The organism is Neobacillus sp. NPDC058068 (genome assembly GCF_042885335.1).
Lineage (GTDB): Bacteria > Bacillota > Bacilli > Bacillales > Cytobacillaceae > Neobacillus.
Genome location: NZ_JBHVSI010000012.1, coordinates 1 through 19,241, shown reverse-complemented (window position 1 = coordinate 19,241; position 19,241 = coordinate 1). Strand labels below are relative to the sequence as shown.

Annotated in this window: 20 protein-coding genes; 3 read left to right on the top strand and 17 right to left on the bottom strand. The window is 39.0% G+C overall.

Annotation, left to right across the window (positions count from 1 at the left end):
* From ACFVSW_RS15035 to ACFVSW_RS15025, 3 genes are read left to right on the top strand one after another with little or no spacing between them, the layout of a single operon-like run.
* Positions 1-678 (top strand): ABC transporter ATP-binding protein, encoded by a 678-nt coding sequence (locus tag ACFVSW_RS15035; protein ID WP_387317467.1) that lies wholly within the window; start codon positions 1-3, stop codon positions 676-678.
* A gap of 34 nt (positions 679-712) precedes the next feature.
* On the top strand, positions 713-1,393 hold the full coding sequence (locus ACFVSW_RS15030) for a response regulator transcription factor (protein ID WP_387317465.1): 681 nt from the start codon (positions 713-715) through the stop codon (positions 1,391-1,393).
* The gene (locus ACFVSW_RS15025; RefSeq protein WP_387317464.1) at positions 1,390-2,769 is read left to right on the top strand and encodes a sensor histidine kinase; all 1,380 of its coding nucleotides are present in this window, start codon (positions 1,390-1,392) and stop codon (positions 2,767-2,769) included. The genes ACFVSW_RS15030 and ACFVSW_RS15025 overlap by 4 nt, the downstream gene beginning before the upstream one ends.
* A gap of 174 nt (positions 2,770-2,943) precedes the next feature.
* Here ACFVSW_RS15025 and ACFVSW_RS15020 read toward each other — a convergent pair whose 3' ends face one another.
* The 17 genes from ACFVSW_RS15020 to ACFVSW_RS14940 all read right to left on the bottom strand — a co-directional run bounded on the left by ACFVSW_RS15020 (position 2,944) and on the right by ACFVSW_RS14940 (position 18,990).
* A complete protein-coding gene (locus tag ACFVSW_RS15020; RefSeq protein WP_387317462.1) occupies positions 2,944-3,963 on the bottom strand; it encodes a PAS domain-containing sensor histidine kinase in 1,020 nt (339 codons plus the stop codon).
* A 14-nt stretch (positions 3,964-3,977) separates the two neighbouring features.
* Positions 3,978-4,454, bottom strand: a complete 477-nt coding sequence (locus ACFVSW_RS15015) for a GAF domain-containing protein (RefSeq protein ID WP_387317460.1) — start codon at positions 4,452-4,454, stop codon at positions 3,978-3,980.
* A complete protein-coding gene (locus ACFVSW_RS15010; RefSeq protein WP_387317458.1) occupies positions 4,444-5,097 on the bottom strand; it encodes a response regulator in 654 nt (217 codons plus the stop codon). Before ACFVSW_RS15010 ends, ACFVSW_RS15015 begins: the two co-directional genes overlap by 11 nt.
* 20 nt (positions 5,098-5,117) lie before the next feature.
* Positions 5,118-5,771 carry a sensor histidine kinase gene (locus tag ACFVSW_RS15005; RefSeq protein ID WP_387317456.1) on the bottom strand — a complete coding sequence of 218 codons (654 nt, stop codon included), beginning with the start codon at positions 5,769-5,771 and terminating at the stop codon, positions 5,118-5,120.
* 168 nt (positions 5,772-5,939) lie between these two features.
* Entirely contained in the window at positions 5,940-6,221 is a 282-nt protein-coding gene (locus ACFVSW_RS15000) for a hypothetical protein (RefSeq protein ID WP_387317454.1), read from the bottom strand.
* Positions 6,208-6,519, bottom strand: coding sequence for a hypothetical protein (locus ACFVSW_RS14995; protein ID WP_387317453.1), 312 nt, complete (start codon positions 6,517-6,519; stop codon positions 6,208-6,210). The genes ACFVSW_RS15000 and ACFVSW_RS14995 overlap by 14 nt, the downstream gene beginning before the upstream one ends.
* Positions 6,512-6,703, bottom strand: coding sequence for a hypothetical protein (locus tag ACFVSW_RS14990; RefSeq protein ID WP_387317451.1), 192 nt, complete (start codon positions 6,701-6,703; stop codon positions 6,512-6,514). Before ACFVSW_RS14990 ends, ACFVSW_RS14995 begins: the two co-directional genes overlap by 8 nt.
* Positions 6,693-7,217 carry a QcrA and Rieske domain-containing protein gene (locus ACFVSW_RS14985; RefSeq protein WP_387317449.1) on the bottom strand — a complete coding sequence of 175 codons (525 nt, stop codon included), beginning with the start codon at positions 7,215-7,217 and terminating at the stop codon, positions 6,693-6,695. The genes ACFVSW_RS14990 and ACFVSW_RS14985 overlap by 11 nt, the downstream gene beginning before the upstream one ends.
* 11 nt (positions 7,218-7,228) lie before the next feature.
* Complete coding sequence (locus tag ACFVSW_RS14980) at positions 7,229-7,789, bottom strand: 4Fe-4S dicluster domain-containing protein (RefSeq protein ID WP_387317448.1); 561 nt, start codon at positions 7,787-7,789, stop codon at positions 7,229-7,231.
* A complete protein-coding gene (locus ACFVSW_RS14975) occupies positions 7,790-9,979 on the bottom strand; it encodes a molybdopterin oxidoreductase family protein (protein ID WP_387317446.1) in 2,190 nt (729 codons plus the stop codon).
* On the bottom strand, positions 9,966-11,048 hold the full coding sequence (locus ACFVSW_RS14970; protein WP_387317444.1) for a hypothetical protein: 1,083 nt from the start codon (positions 11,046-11,048) through the stop codon (positions 9,966-9,968). The genes ACFVSW_RS14975 and ACFVSW_RS14970 overlap by 14 nt, the downstream gene beginning before the upstream one ends.
* 151 nt (positions 11,049-11,199) lie before the next feature.
* The gene (locus ACFVSW_RS14965) at positions 11,200-12,381 is read right to left on the bottom strand and encodes a hypothetical protein (RefSeq protein ID WP_387317442.1); all 1,182 of its coding nucleotides are present in this window, start codon (positions 12,379-12,381) and stop codon (positions 11,200-11,202) included.
* 144 nt (positions 12,382-12,525) lie between these two features.
* Complete coding sequence (locus ACFVSW_RS14960; protein WP_387317440.1) at positions 12,526-13,689, bottom strand: HD-GYP domain-containing protein; 1,164 nt, start codon at positions 13,687-13,689, stop codon at positions 12,526-12,528.
* A gap of 223 nt (positions 13,690-13,912) precedes the next feature.
* Positions 13,913-15,157 carry an ATP-binding protein gene (locus ACFVSW_RS14955; protein WP_387317438.1) on the bottom strand — a complete coding sequence of 415 codons (1,245 nt, stop codon included), beginning with the start codon at positions 15,155-15,157 and terminating at the stop codon, positions 13,913-13,915.
* A gap of 186 nt (positions 15,158-15,343) precedes the next feature.
* Complete coding sequence (locus ACFVSW_RS14950) at positions 15,344-16,615, bottom strand: ATP-binding protein (RefSeq protein ID WP_387317436.1); 1,272 nt, start codon at positions 16,613-16,615, stop codon at positions 15,344-15,346.
* A 152-nt stretch (positions 16,616-16,767) separates the two neighbouring features.
* Positions 16,768-17,586 (bottom strand): DODA-type extradiol aromatic ring-opening family dioxygenase, encoded by an 819-nt coding sequence (locus tag ACFVSW_RS14945; protein WP_387317434.1) that lies wholly within the window; start codon positions 17,584-17,586, stop codon positions 16,768-16,770.
* 642 nt (positions 17,587-18,228) lie between these two features.
* Positions 18,229-18,990, bottom strand: a complete 762-nt coding sequence (locus ACFVSW_RS14940; protein ID WP_387317431.1) for a C39 family peptidase — start codon at positions 18,988-18,990, stop codon at positions 18,229-18,231.
* Positions 18,991-19,241: the final 251 nt, after the last annotated feature.

The following is a 19,241-nucleotide window of genomic DNA, read 5'->3' as shown; positions in this document are numbered from 1 at the left end:
ATGACTATGTTTACAATAGATGAAGTGAGAAAAACCTTCACGAATGGTCAAGCCGAGGAAGAAATCTTAAAAGGGGTTACACTTTCTCTTAAAGAAGGGGAGGTCACAGCATTAGTAGGTGCGTCAGGCTCCGGAAAAAGTACACTCCTTACAATAGCAGCTGGACTTCAAACCGCATCAGATGGCCAAGTCATGTTTGAAGGCAAAAATATAACAGCTATGAGTGCAGAGCAAATTCGAAAAATCCGGGCACAAAAATTTGGCTTCGTGTTTCAATTTGCCCATCTAGTTCCTTTTCTTACGGTAGAAGAGCAACTAATGCTGATGTTGGATGTATCAGAGTCAAAATTAAATAAACGTGAACAAAAAAAGGAAGTTAATGAAATACTAAAATTAGTTGAAATGGACCATAGGAAAAATGCCTATCCTGCTTCCTTATCCGGCGGGGAAAAACAGCGGGTAGCCATTGCTCGTGCTATTATTCATAAACCAAAAGTCCTTTTCGCAGATGAACCAACGGCAAGTTTAGACTCGAAAAGATCTAAAGATGTGATGAACTTAATTCAACATTTAACGAAGACGCTAAATATTATGACGTTAATGGTTACACATGACGAAGAAATGCTTTCTTTTGCAGATCACATCATTAAAATGAGTGATGGAAAGGTTTTAGTGTAGAATAAAGAAAAGTGTTTTTTAGGAGAAAGCAGTTATGATCAATATTTTAGTTGTTGATGACGATGTCAATATAGTAAAGCTTGTAGAGATTCACTTAACCAAGGAAGGCTATAACGTCTTACAAGCCAAAAACGGAATGGAAGCTTTGAAAATTCTTAAGAAGGAAGCTTGCGATTTAGCCATCGTGGATGTGATGATGCCATTCATGGACGGCTATTCATTAACGAAAGAGATTCGAAAACAATACGATATTCCAGTCATCCTTTTAACAGCCAAAAACCAAATCGAAGATAAGGAACAAGGATTTCAAGCTGGAACGGATGATTATTTAGTCAAACCATTTGAACCAAAGGAATTAAGCTTTCGAATAAAAGCGTTGCTGCGTCGATATGATCTTCAAAAGGATGACTCCATTCTTCGTGTTGGCAGCACAACAATAAACAAAAAGAGTTATGAAGTACAGATTGGAAATCGAGTATTTCTTTTACCCTTAAAAGAATTTGAATTACTCTATTATCTGCTTTCGAATCCGAAACAAGTTTTTTCTAGAGAACACCTCATTGAACAAATTTGGGGGCTGGATTATGAAGGAGACTCACGGACAGTTGATGTTCACATAAAAAGGCTAAGGGAACGGTTTTCAAAATTGACGGATGACTTCCAAATCAACACAGTCCGCGGGGTTGGCTATCTATTGGAGGTCACGCGTTCATGAAAACACTTTATGTGAAATTTATTGTTATAACGATTGGCATGATGCTGATAAGCTTTATCTTGGCTTTCATTATTTCTAATGCCTATTATCAACAAAAACTAAAGCCGTTTAATGATGCAAAGAACACAAAAATTGCCCGAAACATTGCTGCTTTTGTGGAACGGCATCCTCAAATCAGCTTGACGGATTATTTGGACAGCCTATCTGATGTTGGATACCAAATTTGTCTAGTAGACACTAACGGAAAAACAACATTTTTTGGCGAATCATTCAGGGACAATTCTCTTTCTGTTTCAACAAAAGAGGATGTACTAAACGGACATATTTATCATGGAATTCTTAATTTTCCACAGCAATCATTTGTTACTGGTTTTTTTGCAGATGAACTAAGGAATACGATTGGCATGCCAATAACATTTAATGGTGAGAAATTCGCTCTTTTTATTAGACCAAACATTAAATTTCTTTTTAATGAAATGCACATTTTATTTGGTTGGATTCTAGCACTGGCGATTACGTTGACCATCGTGATGGTCGTTATTAATACAAAATATTTGGTCAAACCTATTTCCAAACTCACGAAAGCGACAACATTACTGGCCAATGGTGATTTTAATGTAAAGTTAGACATTACCCGTCATGATGAGTTAGGGGAACTTTCCCATAGCTTTTTACGGATGGCTGGAAAATTAGAACAAATAGAGGATATGAGGAAGGAATTTATTTCTAATATTTCTCATGATATCCAATCCCCTCTTTCTAATATAAAAGGATATACAAACCTATTAGAAAATGACTCAATTAGCAATGAAGAGAGAAACCAATACATCTCGATTATTAATGCTGAAATTAAGCGACTTTCTACTTTAACGAAACAGTTGCTGCTTCTGGCCTCATTGGATCGTAATGAGGATCTGTTGAAGAAAAAGCCATTCAATGTTGGTCAACAAATGAAAGAATTGATTAGAAATTACCAATGGGCAATCAGTGAAAAAGGTATTATGCTCAGCTACTCCACACCAGATATAGAGATAATTGGCGATCCATCATTGCTGAATACAGTTTGGGATAACCTTTTATCAAATGCCATCAAATATAATAAACCAAATGGCAGTATTGAAATATCGATTGAAGAAAAACAGCAATCCATTTATTTCATCTTCAAGGATACTGGAATTGGGATGAAAAATACGGAGGTTGAAAGGATTTTTGATCGTTTTTATCGAGCTGACATGGCACGCACCCGAACAATCGAAGGCACCGGACTCGGCTTATCCATCACCAAAACCATTGTCGCCCTGCACGGCGGCCACATCGATGTAAAAAGTAAAGAAAATGAAGGAACGACGATAATTGTAGAATTACCGGATAGATAGATACGTGGAACGGCTGCTGCTTCGGGCATAAATAACTATTTTTACTCCAAGTTTCGTCTCTAACAACCCTTATTGGAGACACTTTGCCATTTTCTACTCCGAGTGTGTCTCCAATAGCGCCGATTGGAGACACTTTCTCTTTTCTCCGAGTTTTGTATCCAATTGTCCCGGTATTTATTTTTCCGCAACAACCGGGACTTCTAAAATAATTTTCGTCCCCTTTCCTAGGGAGGTATTCATCGTCAGGTCTCCGCCAACGGAACGGGCTCGTTCATCCATGCTGAAAAGGCCAACACCAGGAGAATATGCCCGCAAATCAAAACCTTTCCCTTTGTCTTCAATCAGTACTCTTACCCCATCATCCATTTCCCTGACAGTAACTGCAGCCTCTTCAACTTCTGCATACTTACGGACATTCGTTAATGCCTCCTGAATAATCCGGTAAATCGTCAATTCAATACTGATTGGAAGCCGGCGATTTAACACACAATCAAAATAAACATCAATATTATAATTATCGGAATATCTTGTTAGATAGGAGCGAATGGCCGGAACAAGCCCAAGGTCATCTAAGACAGCCGGGCGCAGCTCCCATGATATCTCCCGAATTTCCTCAATTAATTGTGTTGCTTCCTGCTGCATTTGTTGAAGCAATGGATGGTCCGTTTCCGAAAGCAATCGATTGATGGTAATTAAATGACTATATAGATTTTGCCCTAACCCATCATGGAGATTTCTTGATAAGCGTTTGCGCTCTTCCTCCTGAACATCGATAATTCTTGTCATCATGTTTTGCAATTCCTGCTCGACCCGTTTTCGCTCGGTGATCTCATAGCGAATCGCCAAGTATTGATAAGGCTCCCCATTTTCATTTAAAAACGGGACAATCGTCGTATCCACCCAATAATATGTACCGTCTTTGGCGCGATTGCGGATTTCGCCTTTCCATACCTTTCCCGAACCAATTGTACTCCACATGTCTTGGAAAAATTCTTTTGAATGATATCCTGAATTGACAATCCGATGGTCTTTTCCAACTAGCTCTTCTCGTGTAAATTTCGAGATATGGCAAAATTGCTCGTTAACATAGGTAATCGTTCCGCGGGAATCGGTGATGGCAACAATCGAGGACGCATCAAGGGCGAATTTAAAATCCAATAGTTCATTTTTCATCTGCTGTAAATTTTTGTCCATTTCCAACCCCCGTATTAAAATACAATCTCCTTTAATAACTGTTCCAAGCTTTCAGCAGATTCCTTTACCTTCTCCTGTTCGTCTTCAATAAAGGAATACTTTTCCCGCTTCCCTACAAGCAAGACCCCTTTTGGAGCGGCGTTAAATTGGATGGGAACCGCATATGTAGAGACAAGTTTTTCAGCCAGCGCAATTGGGTAATCGGTCATTTTCCCAAGAATATGATTAGGGAAATCAGTCATCATCATGGGACTTCCACTTGAAATCACTTTACCGGCAATCCCTTTTCCAAACCGGACCGTAATTCTTTTATATTTCTCATTTAAATTACCCACAGCATAATGCCATCTAACGTCCGGGCCAATTTCATTTTGAATAGCAAGACCGACAAAATCACATTGAAGCTCTTCTTTTAACTGGTTACATAGCTGAATGACTGGCGGCCATTCACCTAAATCTATCAGCCTCCGGTGTTCTTCCTTAAATTCCATAGCCTAATAACCCCTTCTTAACGGCATATTCCACCAGCTCCGGACGGGTTTTCATTTGCAGCTTTTCCATTAGGTTGCCTTTATGGGTTTCGACTGTTTTCACACTAATGATCAGCTGCTCGGCAATTTCTTTATTCGAGTAACCTTTCGCGACGAGCGTTAAGACTTCTTTTTCCCGACCAGATAAAAGATTGAACGTATCGCTCGCATCATGCTTCATACCGGTTAAATATTCTTCCATTAGCCGCTTCTGTGCTGCTGGATGGAGATAGGCATCTCCTATAGCAACAGATTCAATCGCTGCCATTAGTTCATTGTGTGGAGCGCTTTTCAAAATACAGCCGGAGGCCCCGCCTTGAATGGCTCGGAATAGGTATTCCTCATCGTCGTGCATTGTTAAAATAAGGATATTCACATCCGGCATCAGCTTTTTTAATTCTGTTGTTGCCGACAGTCCATCTTTTCCATGTGGCATGCTTAAATCCATAACGACAACATTAGGCTTTAGCTTCAATGCTTTTTTAATTCCTTCATTACCTTCCGAGGCTTCCCCGACTACTTCGATTTCGGGATTGGTGTTTAGCAGCATTTTTAAGCCACTTCGCACAACAGCATGGTCATCAACTAATAGGATTTTGATCAAAATAAAATCTCCTTTTAAACCTACTTTAATGGAAGAGAAATTTCTATAGATGTTCCTACTCCTATTTTAGAGGAAATCCTTGCCTCCCCGCCAGTTAAAAGCATTCTTTCCTTCATGCCCGCAAGCCCTAAGGAGCGGCTGCCTTCCTCATCTTCCTCCGGGTTAAATCCTTTGCCGAAATCTTGAATGATTATGTTCAAGACCGTTTCTTGCCAGTTAAAGTTTATTTTCACATGAGAGGTATCGGCATATTTTGCAATGTTAGCAAGTGCTTCCTGGCACACCCGGAATACAGCTATCCTATTACGTTCCACTATGGCGGTTTCTCTTCCGGTTGATTCTATATCCACTAGAATGCCAAATGTCGAGGTATATAACTTAATATAACTTTTCATAGCCGGGAGTAATCCAAGCGTTATCAGGGCTGGCGGATGCAATTCTACAGAGAGAAGCCGGATTTCTTGAATGGTCTTTTCAATCAACGATTCCATTTCACGGACATAATTTTTCATATGAGGTTCTTCTGCTGTTGATTCAACAAATTGCAATCCTGTTAAAATACTATAGAGGTTTTGGCCAATCCCTTCGTGGAGCTCGAGGGCAATTCTTTTGATTTCTGCTTCCTGTGAGTCAATAATATACGAGCTGATCTGCTGCTTTGATTGGAGCACCATCTGCAACCCCCCTTTTATAATGAAATCTCGTCGATTGGCATGCCGTTAGGCGAAGACAGTGCAGTAGTTCGTTGAAATCCACAGCTTTTTAACTGCGAAGCATAGGCACACGGAGCTTTCCCTAGTGAACTAATGCCTGATGGAAAATTTACTAAAAAAGGCAGGTATTTAAAAGACCTGCACTTTTTTGAAAGTATATGTTAAACCGCTCTCTGGGTCAGTTGCCGACCACTGTCCTTCTGATTCCGTTACATGGCTAGCCAATGGTACGGCAAGAAAATAAATATCATCAAAATAAAATCGAATATGAGTGCTGTCAGGACAAAGCTGCACCTTTTTCACTGTTTTCCTAACAGCCGGTACCTGGTCCCCGCCTTCCGCATCATGAATCACAATTTCCACAGGCCCGCCAACAAAACGGTTCACAGCTTCTAACTTAATGTGTTCCACAGCTATTGCATCCTTTCACGACAGGATAGATAAACATTTTGTAGCCTTGAAGATACTCCCAAAACTTCTCCTCTGCATGCTCTTCAAGAAACTGAATCGTTTCTTCTTCAGAAGCCCAATCGCTCATTCCTTTAACTTCAGCAACAACCATTTCGGCACCATCAAGTGATTTCTCTTCAAGAAACCAGTTCAAGCGTTTTTTGGCAAAAGTGCTTTTTAATAACTCATCGATTTCTGCTGTGAAACCACCAGATTCGGTGCGGACAAAACATAAATCAATATACGTCTCACTAGTCATGGACCTTCACGCCTTTTTTATAGATAAGGATTGCGACTGGAAATAAAATCACGTTGATGACTGCAGCAATGATAGTATTGGTATAGTGTTCATAAAAATATTGATGAACCATATATTGCGTGAAAATTATGTTTAACATCAACACGGCAAGAAGAAGGGCGACAGGCAGGTAACTACGCTTCATAACGTTTCACCCCCACGGCATATACAGCGCCGTTTTCAACTTTTACATGAATTTCTGGAAGCGGACGTCTTGGCGGCCCCGCAGTCGGTTCTCCGGAATTGACATCAAATTTCCCATGATGACAAGGGCAAATCATTTCTCCTTCATCCTTTTTCCAAAAAACCGGGCAGCGCAGATGGGTACAGGCATTTTGGTAGGCCACGTATTTATTTTCTGAAAGCCGGATTAATATTGCGCTATCGTGCTCGCCTGGAAAAGCAAAATCTACAGCATCACCGATTGGTAAGGCACTAACATCAGTGATTTTCTGTTTCGGATATTTCTTGTCTCCAAGTCCGGTTAATTCTTTTGCTGCAAGCACTCCCCATGGCAGGGAGGAAACAGCGAACACACCTGCTGCCCCCACCAATGTTTTCATAAACCCCCGGCGGTCCAGTTTTCGTTCATTATTGCGGTTGATATTATGTGTATAGTTATCTTCATTGAACGGGATTTTATTATTTTTATCGCTCATGTTAATCCCTCCTAGAACAATTTAGTGACGCCCTGCAGGATACCAGGAAGATTCACTTTTACGTTTGTTTCGCCTTCTAAGTAAGGCATGCTTGTTACCCATTTACCATTATCTAAATTATATTGCTTTTGTTTCGCTTCAATTTCTTCATCAGTTAGCCATTGTAATGTGTTTGTTGGACATACACTAGCACACATCGGCGGAATGCCATCATTTGACCGGTCGATACATAAATCACACTTATACATGAGATTTTGTTCTGTATCAAACTTTGGTATACCATACGGGCATGCAATCGTACAGTTTTGGCAGCCAATACATTTTTCTACAAGAGCGGAAAGGACGGCTCCAGTTTCGTGTATTTGGATTGCCTGAGCCGGACAGCTTCTCGCACATGCCGGATTCACGCAGTGAAGGCACATAAGAGGCATCGTTTGACGGTTAACAAGCGGGTTTACGTCGTAAACATAGTTACGGTTCCGTTCCTCATGCCCTCCGCACTGTGTACAAGCCGCTAAACAAGAGCGGCACCCTATACAGTTTTCAAGTTCTAAATATAGCCTCTTCTTCATTTACTGCACCTTCTTTATTTTCAGTTTTTCAATCTGCGCGGCACATGCCTTGAATTCCGGCATCCGTGATATTGGATCAAGCGCACCTATTGTCAATAGATTAATAGATTTTTCATGGCCCCAGTGATACGGAACAAACACGGTATCCTTCCGAATGGCCTCTGTGATTTTAACTTTATAGGTTGTTTCTCCTCTACGTGTATAGAGACGGACAAGTTCTTCGTGATCAATATTGTATTTTGCTGCTGTTTCTGGATGTACTTCTACAAATGGTTCAGGACACATATCACGAAGGAATTGAATTCTTCTCGTCTGATTCCCTGATAAATAATGGTAGACAACACGTCCTGTTGTTAATCGCAATGGGTATTCTTCATCCGGTTCTTCTGCGGAAGGTCTGTATGGCAAGGCAAAAATTTTAGCTCTTCCATCTGGATGATTAAACTTTTTATCTAAAAATAAACGTGGTGTTCCAGGATCATTTTCATCTTTACATGGCCAGAATACGCCATCTTGCTTGTCGATCTTTTCCCATGTAACACCATAGTAGTCAGCCGTTCCACCTTTAGAAGCAACCCGAAGTTCATTAAATATGTCTGCAGGGGTTTTTAAGTGAGAAAAATATTTACCACGGCCCATTCGCTCAGTAATTTCTACTTGAATCTGCCAGTCTGGCTTTGATTCGCCTACCGGCATTTGTGCCTGATTAATCTTAATGATCCGACCTTCAACATTTGTTGTTGTTCCTTCATCCTCTGCCCAAGTTGTTGTAGGTAACACGACATCAGCAAATTCAGCAGATTCTGATAGGTAAAAGTCAACGCATACCATAAAGTCCAAGTTTTTCATCTGTTCCCGAACATAATTTTGATCTGGTGCAGAAACGGCAGGATTTGAACATAATAGGTATAAAGCACGTATAGTTTTCTGTTCCATTAAGCCAAACATTTCAAATGCGGATACTCCCTCTTTCGGCATTTCTTCAGGTTCAATCCCCCACACCTTTGAAATATATTTGACGTGATCTGGATTGGCAATTTTTCGATAGCCAGGCAGTGCATCGGCTTTTTGCCCATGTTCACGTCCACCTTGGCCATTTCCTTGTCCTGTAATGGTTGCAACACCTGATTTGGCACGACCAATTTTCCCGGTTACAAGGGCCATATTCGTATAGCCAGAAACATTATCTACCCCTTTAATTTGTTGCTCAATCCCTCTGGCAAACATGACAATCGCGTTTGGAGCTTTACCGTATATTTCTGCCGCGCGAATAATTTTCTCAGGAGCTACCCCTGTTATTGCGCTTGTATATTCCGGTGTGAATTGTTTAACAAGTTCTTTTGTGTCTTCAAAGCCATTTGTATGATTTTTGATAAACTCTTCGTCAATATGACCATTTTGGATTAATAAATTGACAATTCCATTAGCTAGTGCAAGGTCTGTACCTGGTCTTAAATCAAGATGAAGATCTGCTCTTCTGGCAACCGGTGTTTCCCTTGGATCTGCAACAATCACATAGCCGCCCCGTTCTTGAATTGCCCAAACCCGGAACATCATCGTCGGATGACATTCAGCGGTATTACTGCCGGCAAGAAATATACAATCGGTATCCTGTACATCCGTCCAGGGAATTGTTGAACCTCTATCAATACCCAATGAACGATTTAAACCACCTGCAGCACTAGCCATACAGAATCGGCCATTATAATCAATATAGCGTGTTTGAAGTCCGACACGAGCAAATTTTCCGGTTAAATAACACTTTTCATTTGTCATAGAAACACCGCTATACACAGAGAGTGAATCTTTTCCATAATTCTCTTGTAGCTCGGTGAATTTTTTTACGATAAGATCATATGCCTCATCCCAGCTTGCTTCACGGAAGCCATTTTTCGTCCCTTTTAATGATTGATCATCACGAATTAATGGTTTTAATAAACGATCTTTATTGTTTACTTGCTGGTAAGCCGTAACTCCTTTCGGGCACATCTTTCCTAAAGTTACCGGCCAATCATATCGAGGCTCAACCCCAACGATCTTGTTTGTTTTTGTATTTACCCTTAAGTTCATCCCACACTGCATCGCGCAATAGCTGCAATGTGTCTTGACTAATGTTTCATTTGGATGGTTTAAGTTGTCGATTTCTTTAAAATATTGATCCCGTTCATTTCTAAAGTTATCCATTTGCATTCTGGTTTGCCTCCTTGACCTTCACTTGATGCGTTGCGAAACCTGAGAATTTCGCAATTCGATATTTCCTGCGGCATGGCAGGCATAGTTCAGCAAGATTAAAGCCGTCATTCATATTGAAATCAATTTCATTTACGCCTAACACTTGAATGACATCATTTGATTGTTCAACCGATACAAACTGATCGCTACACACTTTACACTCTTTCATATGTTGTTCCCCATAATGCTCACGGTAGTTTCTTGCAAAAACGCTCACTGGACGGAAAGGAATGTGGGCCAGCTTTCCGAATGGCAGATAGATTAACGTTACGATAACGGAAAATTGGTGGATCAGCGACATTTGCGGCTGCATCCAGCCATGTAGAAAAACGTTTTGGAACGTTAGTGAAAGTCCCGTAATCGAAATAAATAGTAATAAGTAAAGCGGTAAGAAGTCGTATATAAATTTTTGCTCTGCTCTCGCCTGCATATTTTTCAAGCGGCGGTATAGCGCCATACATACTCCAGCCGTCACCATGATGGCTGCAATGTTCAGGGCATTGTAGGATAACCAAGCGATGATTCCATCAGCTTTTACGTTCATGATGTTCATTCCGAATAACACAATCGTATAATAGCCATTGTCTTCCATCGTAAAATACATCCAGCTAAACACGAGAGGAAAGGTAACTAGGCAGGCAAGGACGCAGCCCCAGCCCATTAAGATATGCTGAACCCAGCGGTAAACGCCGCGATTGCGGATGAAATCGAAAATTGCTAAATGATTTACAGCCGTTTTCGGTGTGCTTTTTCTAAACAGCAGCTTTAAGCCTTTTTTTATAAAAAATTTGGTCGGCGGCCTTTCACCCCAAGCGATAAACCTATAGAAGAATCCTCCGATAAAAACGATGGTTCCGACCATATATCCGTATAAATTCAAGTCGACGTGGGTGAACATTCTTGTGCCGATAAAAGTTAAGATCAATAGTCCGACGATCGATAGAAACATTGATTTCGCAAAATGTGAAGCAAAGGCATCATTGACTGAGCTTCCCGGTTTTTTAGTTGTTGAAGTATTCGCCTGCATTTCATGTTCCTCCTTAGAAACAAAATAACACTTCCGTTTTCTTACCTTTATTGTAAGAAAAACAGAAGTGCTATCTATATCGGGGAACTCCCCCATCATCGGGGGAAAAAACCCTTAGATATTCATTATTAGACAAAGTTCTGTCACAAAGCTATCCGCGAATATATTTTTTTCTCCAAGCGTAAAGGAGGAGTCCAAAAGCAATTACTATTTGCAAGGTGAAAAGCATGGCATCCCAGAACGGAAGTGCTGCTGGACTGGCTGCAAAACCTGGCAAGACCTTTTTCCAGGCAAACAATAGTTGAGGAATATAATAAATGAAAAATAAGCCAAGGGTCACAAATACACCAACGAAATAGAAAATGGAATAGATGGTTACAACTCTTCTTTCTTCAGCAAAAACAACTTCACTATTAGAAGCTGATTGTTGAAACGGAAGCCATTTCCTAATCAGTTGCTGGGCATTTTCCATCAAGTTATAACAGCCGGATACATTTTCAAAAACATAATATAAATCAGTCTTCATATAAACACAGCATTGGTACACCATGCGAATAAATGTGTCTAAAACCACCACATGCATGATACTCAGGAAAATCGCTGACCCGTTTGCGAAGATTAGCTGACTTACTAAGGCAAGCGTCAGGATCACTGTATCAAAACAAAGCCCGGCAAGAAATAAAACATTGCGATTCCCTGAAGGCAGTTTCCATACTGATGACATATCAGTTTCAAGGACGACAAGAAATAAACGATGGCCGATTTCCAACTTAGTCGGCAAATTTTGCGCCCTCATCGCTAAAATATGGCCAAATTCATGGATTAAGACAAGAATAAACGTCAAAAGCATCCATGCTGGAATATTGAGAACCATTAAATCAAAGATAAACAAGTCCTTATAGTGTGGAAATAATGTCGGCTTTGCGATGAAAAGGAAGGCATTGCTGATGAATAACACCGCATACAGAAAAAGGGAGAGCTTATTAAAAAAGAATTTTCCTATTTGTGGTGAAAGCCACAAAAAGCCTAAAGTTTCCTTTTTTACTTTATTAACTTCAACTTTGACACCATCAATTTCAGCAACAAGATGCATCTCTAGCAGTTGCTCTGCAAAATCAATCAGGCAAACTTCTTCCGCAGGGTACTTCTCTTTCAGTTGTTGTTCGATTTCCCCCAATGTTTCGCCTTTGTTAATTGAATGGATGGCATCGATACAAACCTCGGGCATTTCGAAGAACTCACCGGAAGTCTTATCTTCAACGATGTAATGTTTTTTATCCTCGCGAATCTCGATAGGAACCAATAATAAACGTGAATCGAGTGTAAGGTTCATTTCAACACCCTTTGATTTGTAATTTTAGCAAAAAAGAAGGATGCATAGCTTATTCTGCCAGCATCCCTTTCTATCATCCTTTCCATCCTGGTACGTAAGGACACCACCAGCACGTAGTTTTAACTTTCTTCAGCTTACGAATTTTCATAATTCCACCTCCTTTGGTAATTCCCATTGTTTCGTCCATGGATATTTTTCATGAAATTTAATCCATGCCGGGTAAACCTTTTTAAATTCTTCCACTAGCATTGGATCAAATTGGGAACCCTTACCTTCAATAATACGTTGATAGGCTTCTTCAACGGGCATTGCTGCTCGATAAGAACGTGAGGATGTCATGGCATCAAAAGCATCCGCCACAGTTGCCACTCTAGCAAGGAAAGGTATCCCTTCTCCACTTAATTGATCAGGATAGCCTTTTCCATCCCAGCGCTCATGATGGGAACGAATAACACAAATACAATCCTTTATTCCTTCAACATTCTTTACTGCTTCTGCACCAACACCTGGATGTGACTTAATAATTTCAAATTCTTCCTTTGTCAATTTCCCTGGCTTCATTAATATTGAATCGGGAATATGAACTTTCCCGATATCATGTAGTAAACAGGCATAATAAAATGATTTTTGTTCTTCTTTCGAAAATTTACCTATTTCTTTTGCCAATAACAATGCGTAAGTTGCAACACGTTCACTATGGCCTCTAGTGTACGGATCCTTAAGCTCCAATGTTGCAATAACTCCTTTTACCATTCCTTCTAACTGTTTATCATATGAAAAGCTAATAGCTTGTACGTATCCTTGAAAGCGAACTAATAAAAAGAAAGACACAATAGACAATATAATAATAAATATTATTGGAACAATTACATACGAGGAATTTAAAATAATTCCAATTAATGCATATTTTGTTAAGTAACCCAAACTTACTAACCAAAAATATCTTGAATTTAAGAACAGAGGCAATGTTAAAATCAAAAATACCTCTACCACATTCCCACTGAAATACTCTGCACCGCTTCCATAATAGTTTAATATATCAACAGTAAAACTTGTCGGTAAATAGCTAATAATAAACACATACTTAATCCAAGATTGCTTATTCACCTTATTTAAGTAAAAAGCAACTATTAACAAAATTGTTAATACAAAATAAGTTAAATAAAAGAACTTGTTTTTAGGACCAATATCTTTATGTGATATAAAGGTAGGATATAGATAATAATAAAATAAATCATAACTTATTAAAATAATATAAGAAAATAAGAGAAACCATTTGATGGTCCGCTGTTCTTCGTGTGGTATCATATAATCCTCCAAGCGCATCATTACAATTGCCTTATTTCTACATTGTGTCGAAATATAAGGTTTATGTAATATTAACATAATTATGAATATTTCGTAACAAGATTATCAATTATTGCTTACAAAATCTATTAAAATTCCATATTCTTCTCCATTATATATCATTCGTTGTACCCTTGATAGATATTATTTTGAAGAATTTTGTATAAATATAGAACTATTTTTTTCAATAATTTCCCTGCTTTATAGGTAATGTTACATTGACCTTCGTTCCTTTACCAATCGTGCTTTCTATTTTTGTATTTCCATGGTGATCTTGAATAATTTGATTTGTCACCATTAGACCTAATCCAGTACCATCTTTTTTCGTTGTATAAAAAGGTTCTCCCAGGTTAAGAATGTCTTCATCCTCAATTCCGCAACCTTCATCTTGGATTTCGATGAGCATTTTTTTCTGCTCATGAACCTTTACATGAACCCTTATCTCTCCCCCATTAGGCATGGATTCAATCGCATTCTTGATTAGGTTTATAAACACTTGCTTTAATTGTTTCTCATCACAATCGATAGGCGGCAGCGGTCCGGCCATTATCGTTTCCACTGTTACCCCTTGTCGTTCAGCTTGTTGCTGCGTAATCGACAACGTATAGGCAATAATTTCTTCAAGACTAGCCTTTTCAAATTTGATTTCCTTCGGTTTCCCAAGGTACATCAAATCGTTAACAATGGAATTAATCCGGTCAATTTCCTGAATCATAATTGGATAATACTCGTTACTATTTGGATGGCGTTCCTGCTGTAACTGTGTAAAACCCTTTAATGATGACAAGGGGTTACGAATTTCATGGCCAATCGCTGCAGCCATTTGACCGATGACAGCCAGCTTTTCTTTTTGGCGGAGATCTTCATGAACTTCAGTTAATGAATTAATATACGAAAAAAATCTTATTAGGATAATAAAAGCGATTGCAGCGATAATGACAATAACAAATGCAGCAGGTAACACCTCCGGATTTTGGAGAACTATTCCTAAAAAGAGATATTTCCCAATAATCCCTAATGAGGCAGTCCAAAAATATTTTCTATTCACGAATATTGGCGAAAAAAATATAAATAATAACTCAACAACATTTCCCGACGCAAATTTTAGTGGGGATCCAAAATACCTAATAAGATTATCAATAATATCTATAAAGATATAGCTGATTAAAATTATATATTTAACATGATAGGGTTTACCCTTTCTAATTAAATAAACGGAAACAGGCAGCAATCCAAAGACTAAGATAAAAATCCAGTATCCAAGTCCTTCTTCAAGAAATTCTTTATCACCAAATTTTGAAAAATGAGGCAAAATAAAATACCAAAATAAATCAAAGGTAATAAAAAAGACATAAAACAACCACAAAAATAGTTTTATCGCCTTTTTCTCTTCAAATATCAATTTAGGACTATTGTTGCTTTCTTTCATGTTAGTTGCTCCCTTGACCTAGTTATCGCGATGAATTTTTCTGAAAATATTAAAAAGTATTTTCCACTACTATCTTACCATCTTTTTTCAAAAATAATGACAAAAAAATAAAAAAAAACGGTAACTTTCGACATAATTCGATAAAAATGCCACAAAAAAAGCTAACCACTTATCAAAATGGTTAGCTTAACCTATCATTAATTCTTCTTTTTTACTTACCGGCAGGACCATCGTAACTTCTGTACCTAATCCAGGTTCACTCTGGTAAGACACCTTTCCCTTCATGGTTTCGATAATTCTTAAGGAAACAGATGTACCAAGCCCTGTTCCTTTATCTTTAGTCGTATAAAATAAGGTGCCAATCCGCGCTATTTGTTCCTTCGTCATCCCCTTGCCTGTATCAGAGATTTGAATAGCCGCCTGATTATTGTCAATCTTTGAATGAATGGTTACTATCCCGCCATCCGTAGTCGCTTCAATTCCATTTTTTATTAAGTTAACTAAGGCTTGTTTTAACTGATTCCGATCGGTAACTAGCGAGAATTCAGATGCGTCCAATTCACTTTTCAGCTCTACCCCCTGCTTTACTGCAAGCGGCTCCAATAGCATAACTACTTCTGAGAGCACTTCCTTTAATTGAAATGTTTCTATTTTTTCAAATTTAGGTTTGGCAAAATTCAAATAGTCACTAATAATCGATTCCGCACGACCTAATTCACTTAAAACAAGGGAAAGATATTCGTAATTCTTTCCGTTCTCCTGTTGCTGCATCAACTGAAGAAACCCTTTTACAACCGTCAATGGATTGCGGACTTCATGGGCAATCGAAGCGGCGAGCTCTCCAAGTGTATTCAGCTTTTCTGCCCGCTGAATCTCTTCTTTCATCCTTTTCCTATCGATTATCCCCTCATTCAGCTTAGCTCCTAAGACAATAGCCAGCGTTTCAATCAGACCGACAAGGAGGACGTCAGGAATATTAAAATCTAATTTTAAGAAACCTCCGGTAAAATAGCGGTAAAAGATAAAGGATAAATAGCAAAGGATTAGCGACCAGCCGCCAATAACCGTTGCGATAAGAACTCTTATATTTGCGGTAAAATTCCAAAACTTCTTCCTCAAGAGGAAGGAGACAAGCGCGATTAAAAAGATATTCACTAATTCAAAAACTACTGTGTCACCGCCAATGATGACACGCGCTCCAAAAATCATGCCAAAAACGATTCCGCCCACTGCCGGACCCTCATAAAGGATCGAGATAATAAGAGGAACATAACCCAAGTCCCAATGGAAACCGTAGTTTGAATAGGAAAAAAGCATACACGAAACCGCGGCAGCACTATGTGCCAGGCCACACATTAAGCGAGAATTAATTTTTCGCTTATCATCAATAAGAATGCTATAAAGCAGGACTGGTGCTAATGTAATTAATAAATTCAAAAGAAGTTTTTCTGCCAACATTGCAATTCCCCCAGGACAACCAACTAGATAGATAAACAATACGACAAAAGTCCCCAATTTCCTTCAACTCAAAAAAACTTTCATAAAATTTACTTTATTTTCACATAAAAAATAGAAGGTCATCGTACTGACCTTCGTTTTGTAAAATATATCTATTTTCTTTTGGAATAATAGGCCGCACAAATTAAGCCAAAGTAGGTTGGCGCTTCGTAGGATAGAAATTCGACATGGCGTTCTTCAGCAGGGATCGCCCCGGCAAGAATTAACGTCTGCCAGATTCCATCTGGCTTTGCTGCCTCAATAAAACCTTCTTCGAATTCCGCCATTTTCTCGAGTTGATTAGTTTTAATTAAATCTACTACTTGTTTATCGAAAAGCTTGGCCGCCGGGTCGAAGCCGTATGGACCATCCTCGTCATGGGCATGGGCCCAATCACAGCTGGCAATGAGACCAACGCGCTTTTGAGATTGTTTGACAGCTTTTCCGAGTGCCTTTCCAAATTCCAAATGCTGGTCAAAAGAAAGTTCTCTTGCCGGGTTAATGACAACAATTGGCACATCCGGCATAAACCTTAGCGGAACAATTACGCCCCAATCGAGTGGCAGGCAAGAAATTGGACCAGCAGCAGTTCCAAAATTAATCGTGGCAGATGGAATTCCTTCCTCCTGTGCACATTTGTTAATCATCCGAGCTAGTTTTCTGTCTACCAGTTTTTCCATAGCATACGACGCCTGGTTTTCTTCAACGGTCCCAGCTATTCTCTCTGAATCCGTGATTGCGAATTGACCATGAATTCTTGTTCCATGCGGTGTAAGAATGATGAGACAATCCGGATTCGCTTCAGTCATCAGAGTCGTTAATTTTTCCATACTTTTCCGTGTTATCGACATTCTTTCTGGAAAAGCACCTTGTAGTTCTGGAATAATTTCCCCGCCATGCGGCGTCATACAAGCAAATATAAATGGGCTCATATAAAGTTCCACCTTTTTTCTTTTATATAGGCTGTGTTAAGCCACATTGTTGATTTTGAGCACAATGTTGATCTTCGTTTCAGGCCCGAGACTCCTGCGGGAGCAGCGACTGGAACGGAAATCAACATTCACTTTTAACACAGCCTTTATATAAGGTAATTAGAGAAATGGATGGAAAATCCTCCTTTTTACAAATAGAATTAATAAATATTGACAAAACTACAAGTATCCTGTAATATTAGTGTTTGTGCTTTACAATAAAGTAACTTGTAATTAATGAGATAACGCAATGTAAGAATTTTTTCTGGCATTCTGCTTATGTTTAAAATAAAAACTTATTCACACTGGATCGGCTTCGGAGCCGTTAGGATGTAAGAGAGGTAGGGCTTACGTCGTTTAGGTATAAAACCATCAGGTGGAAGAATAACCGCGGCAAACTTGTTTTTATAACAATTACAATATATAAGTTTTTACCTTGCGATGGCAAAAAGAAAAGCGCAAGTGCCTTGATCAGGCGCTTAAGCTGGACATTAACAATACAACCATTCACAAGTTACGATATGGATTCTAAAAAATTGAATCAGAAGCGAAGAAGGCAGAGGGATAAATCATTCCTCTGCCTTCGCCCATTTCAGGTCATTTTTATTTTTTAATCACAATTGCTTGTTTGCCCATTTTCTCCCAAGCTTTGATAAAACTGTCTTTGTTTATTTTCTTATTTTTCTCCCCATAAGGATCGTTTATGTAAATATAATTTTCATCGTATCCGGTAATTGCGACACTATGTTCACTAAATGTAATATCAATTTTCCCCTGCGGTGTATCCCACGTTTGAAAGACAGAGACAGGTGTGAAGTTGGACGTTGTAATGACCCAAACCGGAAGCCCTTGACCCACTTCAGTTAATAAATCACTAAACGGTTGATTCGTTAAATTGACCGCTCTATCCCCAACATATTTCTGTGCCAGTTCGAATACCGGACCATTGTATACACCAAGACCTGGTCCGTTTGCCATATCCCCTACAAAGCCAGCATTTGGATTCCCCTTTTTGCCATTACTATAAGTTAACGGGACTGTTTTGATTTTTTCAGCTAATTCATTCTTTGTCACTTTTATACCATGATAGTTAAGAATCATGGCCAAACTGGTAACCTCACACCCGTTGTAGAGCTTGGGTTTATCCATTTGATTTAATAACGGAACATCGAGAAGGATACTATCTGGTAAACTGGGAACCTCTTTTTGCAGAATATTTACTTCACGCATTTTTAATTGAGCAGCCTCTTTGAGAGAGGCGAATACCGATTGGTTGGATTTGGACTTGGATTTCACAGCAAATATCGTCTTCGTACTAATAAATGATATGACAAGAATAATAATGACTATTAGTAATTTTTTCATAGAAGATTATACCATTCCTTATAAGATAATTTACCTATAAACAACGACTATCGTAATATACTATTATATAACATACCAAATAATACTAAAAGGATAAAGGAATATTATTTCCAAATATATTCTATACGTCTTTTCTTAAGAATTTCTTAAAGAAAAGCTGTGTTAAAAGGGAATGTTGATTTCCGTTCCAGGCGCTTCGCTTTCCGCGGGGCGGGCGGTGAGCCTCCTCGGCGCTAAAGCGCCTGCGGGGT

Excerpts from the sequence above, each read along its gene's own strand:
- ACFVSW_RS14965 (WP_387317442.1), bottom strand. The coding sequence starts at position 12,381 with ATGAACCTTACACTCGATTCACGTTTATTATTGGTTCCTATCGAGATT.
- ACFVSW_RS14950 (WP_387317436.1), bottom strand. The coding sequence starts at position 16,615 with ATGTTGGCAGAAAAACTTCTTTTGAATTTATTAATTACATTAGCACCA.
- ACFVSW_RS15035 (WP_387317467.1), top strand. The coding sequence starts at position 1 with ATGACTATGTTTACAATAGATGAAGTGAGAAAAACCTTCACGAATGGT.
- ACFVSW_RS15025 (WP_387317464.1), top strand. The coding sequence starts at position 1,390 with ATGAAAACACTTTATGTGAAATTTATTGTTATAACGATTGGCATGATG.
- ACFVSW_RS14980 (WP_387317448.1), bottom strand. The coding sequence starts at position 7,789 with ATGAAGAAGAGGCTATATTTAGAACTTGAAAACTGTATAGGGTGCCGC.
- ACFVSW_RS15015 (WP_387317460.1), bottom strand. The coding sequence starts at position 4,454 with ATGGAATTTAAGGAAGAACACCGGAGGCTGATAGATTTAGGTGAATGG.
- ACFVSW_RS14970 (WP_387317444.1), bottom strand. The coding sequence starts at position 11,048 with ATGCAGGCGAATACTTCAACAACTAAAAAACCGGGAAGCTCAGTCAAT.
- ACFVSW_RS14985 (WP_387317449.1), bottom strand. The coding sequence starts at position 7,217 with ATGAGCGATAAAAATAATAAAATCCCGTTCAATGAAGATAACTATACA.
- ACFVSW_RS14975 (WP_387317446.1), bottom strand. The coding sequence starts at position 9,979 with ATGCAAATGGATAACTTTAGAAATGAACGGGATCAATATTTTAAAGAA.
- ACFVSW_RS14955 (WP_387317438.1), bottom strand. The coding sequence starts at position 15,157 with ATGAAAGAAAGCAACAATAGTCCTAAATTGATATTTGAAGAGAAAAAG.
- ACFVSW_RS15005 (WP_387317456.1), bottom strand. The coding sequence starts at position 5,771 with ATGGTGCTCCAATCAAAGCAGCAGATCAGCTCGTATATTATTGACTCA.
- ACFVSW_RS14945 (WP_387317434.1), bottom strand. The coding sequence starts at position 17,586 with ATGAGCCCATTTATATTTGCTTGTATGACGCCGCATGGCGGGGAAATT.
- ACFVSW_RS15030 (WP_387317465.1), top strand. The coding sequence starts at position 713 with ATGATCAATATTTTAGTTGTTGATGACGATGTCAATATAGTAAAGCTT.
- ACFVSW_RS14940 (WP_387317431.1), bottom strand. The coding sequence starts at position 18,990 with ATGAAAAAATTACTAATAGTCATTATTATTCTTGTCATATCATTTATT.
- ACFVSW_RS14990 (WP_387317451.1), bottom strand. The coding sequence starts at position 6,703 with ATGAAGCGTAGTTACCTGCCTGTCGCCCTTCTTCTTGCCGTGTTGATG.
- ACFVSW_RS14995 (WP_387317453.1), bottom strand. The coding sequence starts at position 6,519 with ATGACTAGTGAGACGTATATTGATTTATGTTTTGTCCGCACCGAATCT.
- ACFVSW_RS15020 (WP_387317462.1), bottom strand. The coding sequence starts at position 3,963 with ATGGACAAAAATTTACAGCAGATGAAAAATGAACTATTGGATTTTAAA.
- ACFVSW_RS14960 (WP_387317440.1), bottom strand. The coding sequence starts at position 13,689 with ATGATACCACACGAAGAACAGCGGACCATCAAATGGTTTCTCTTATTT.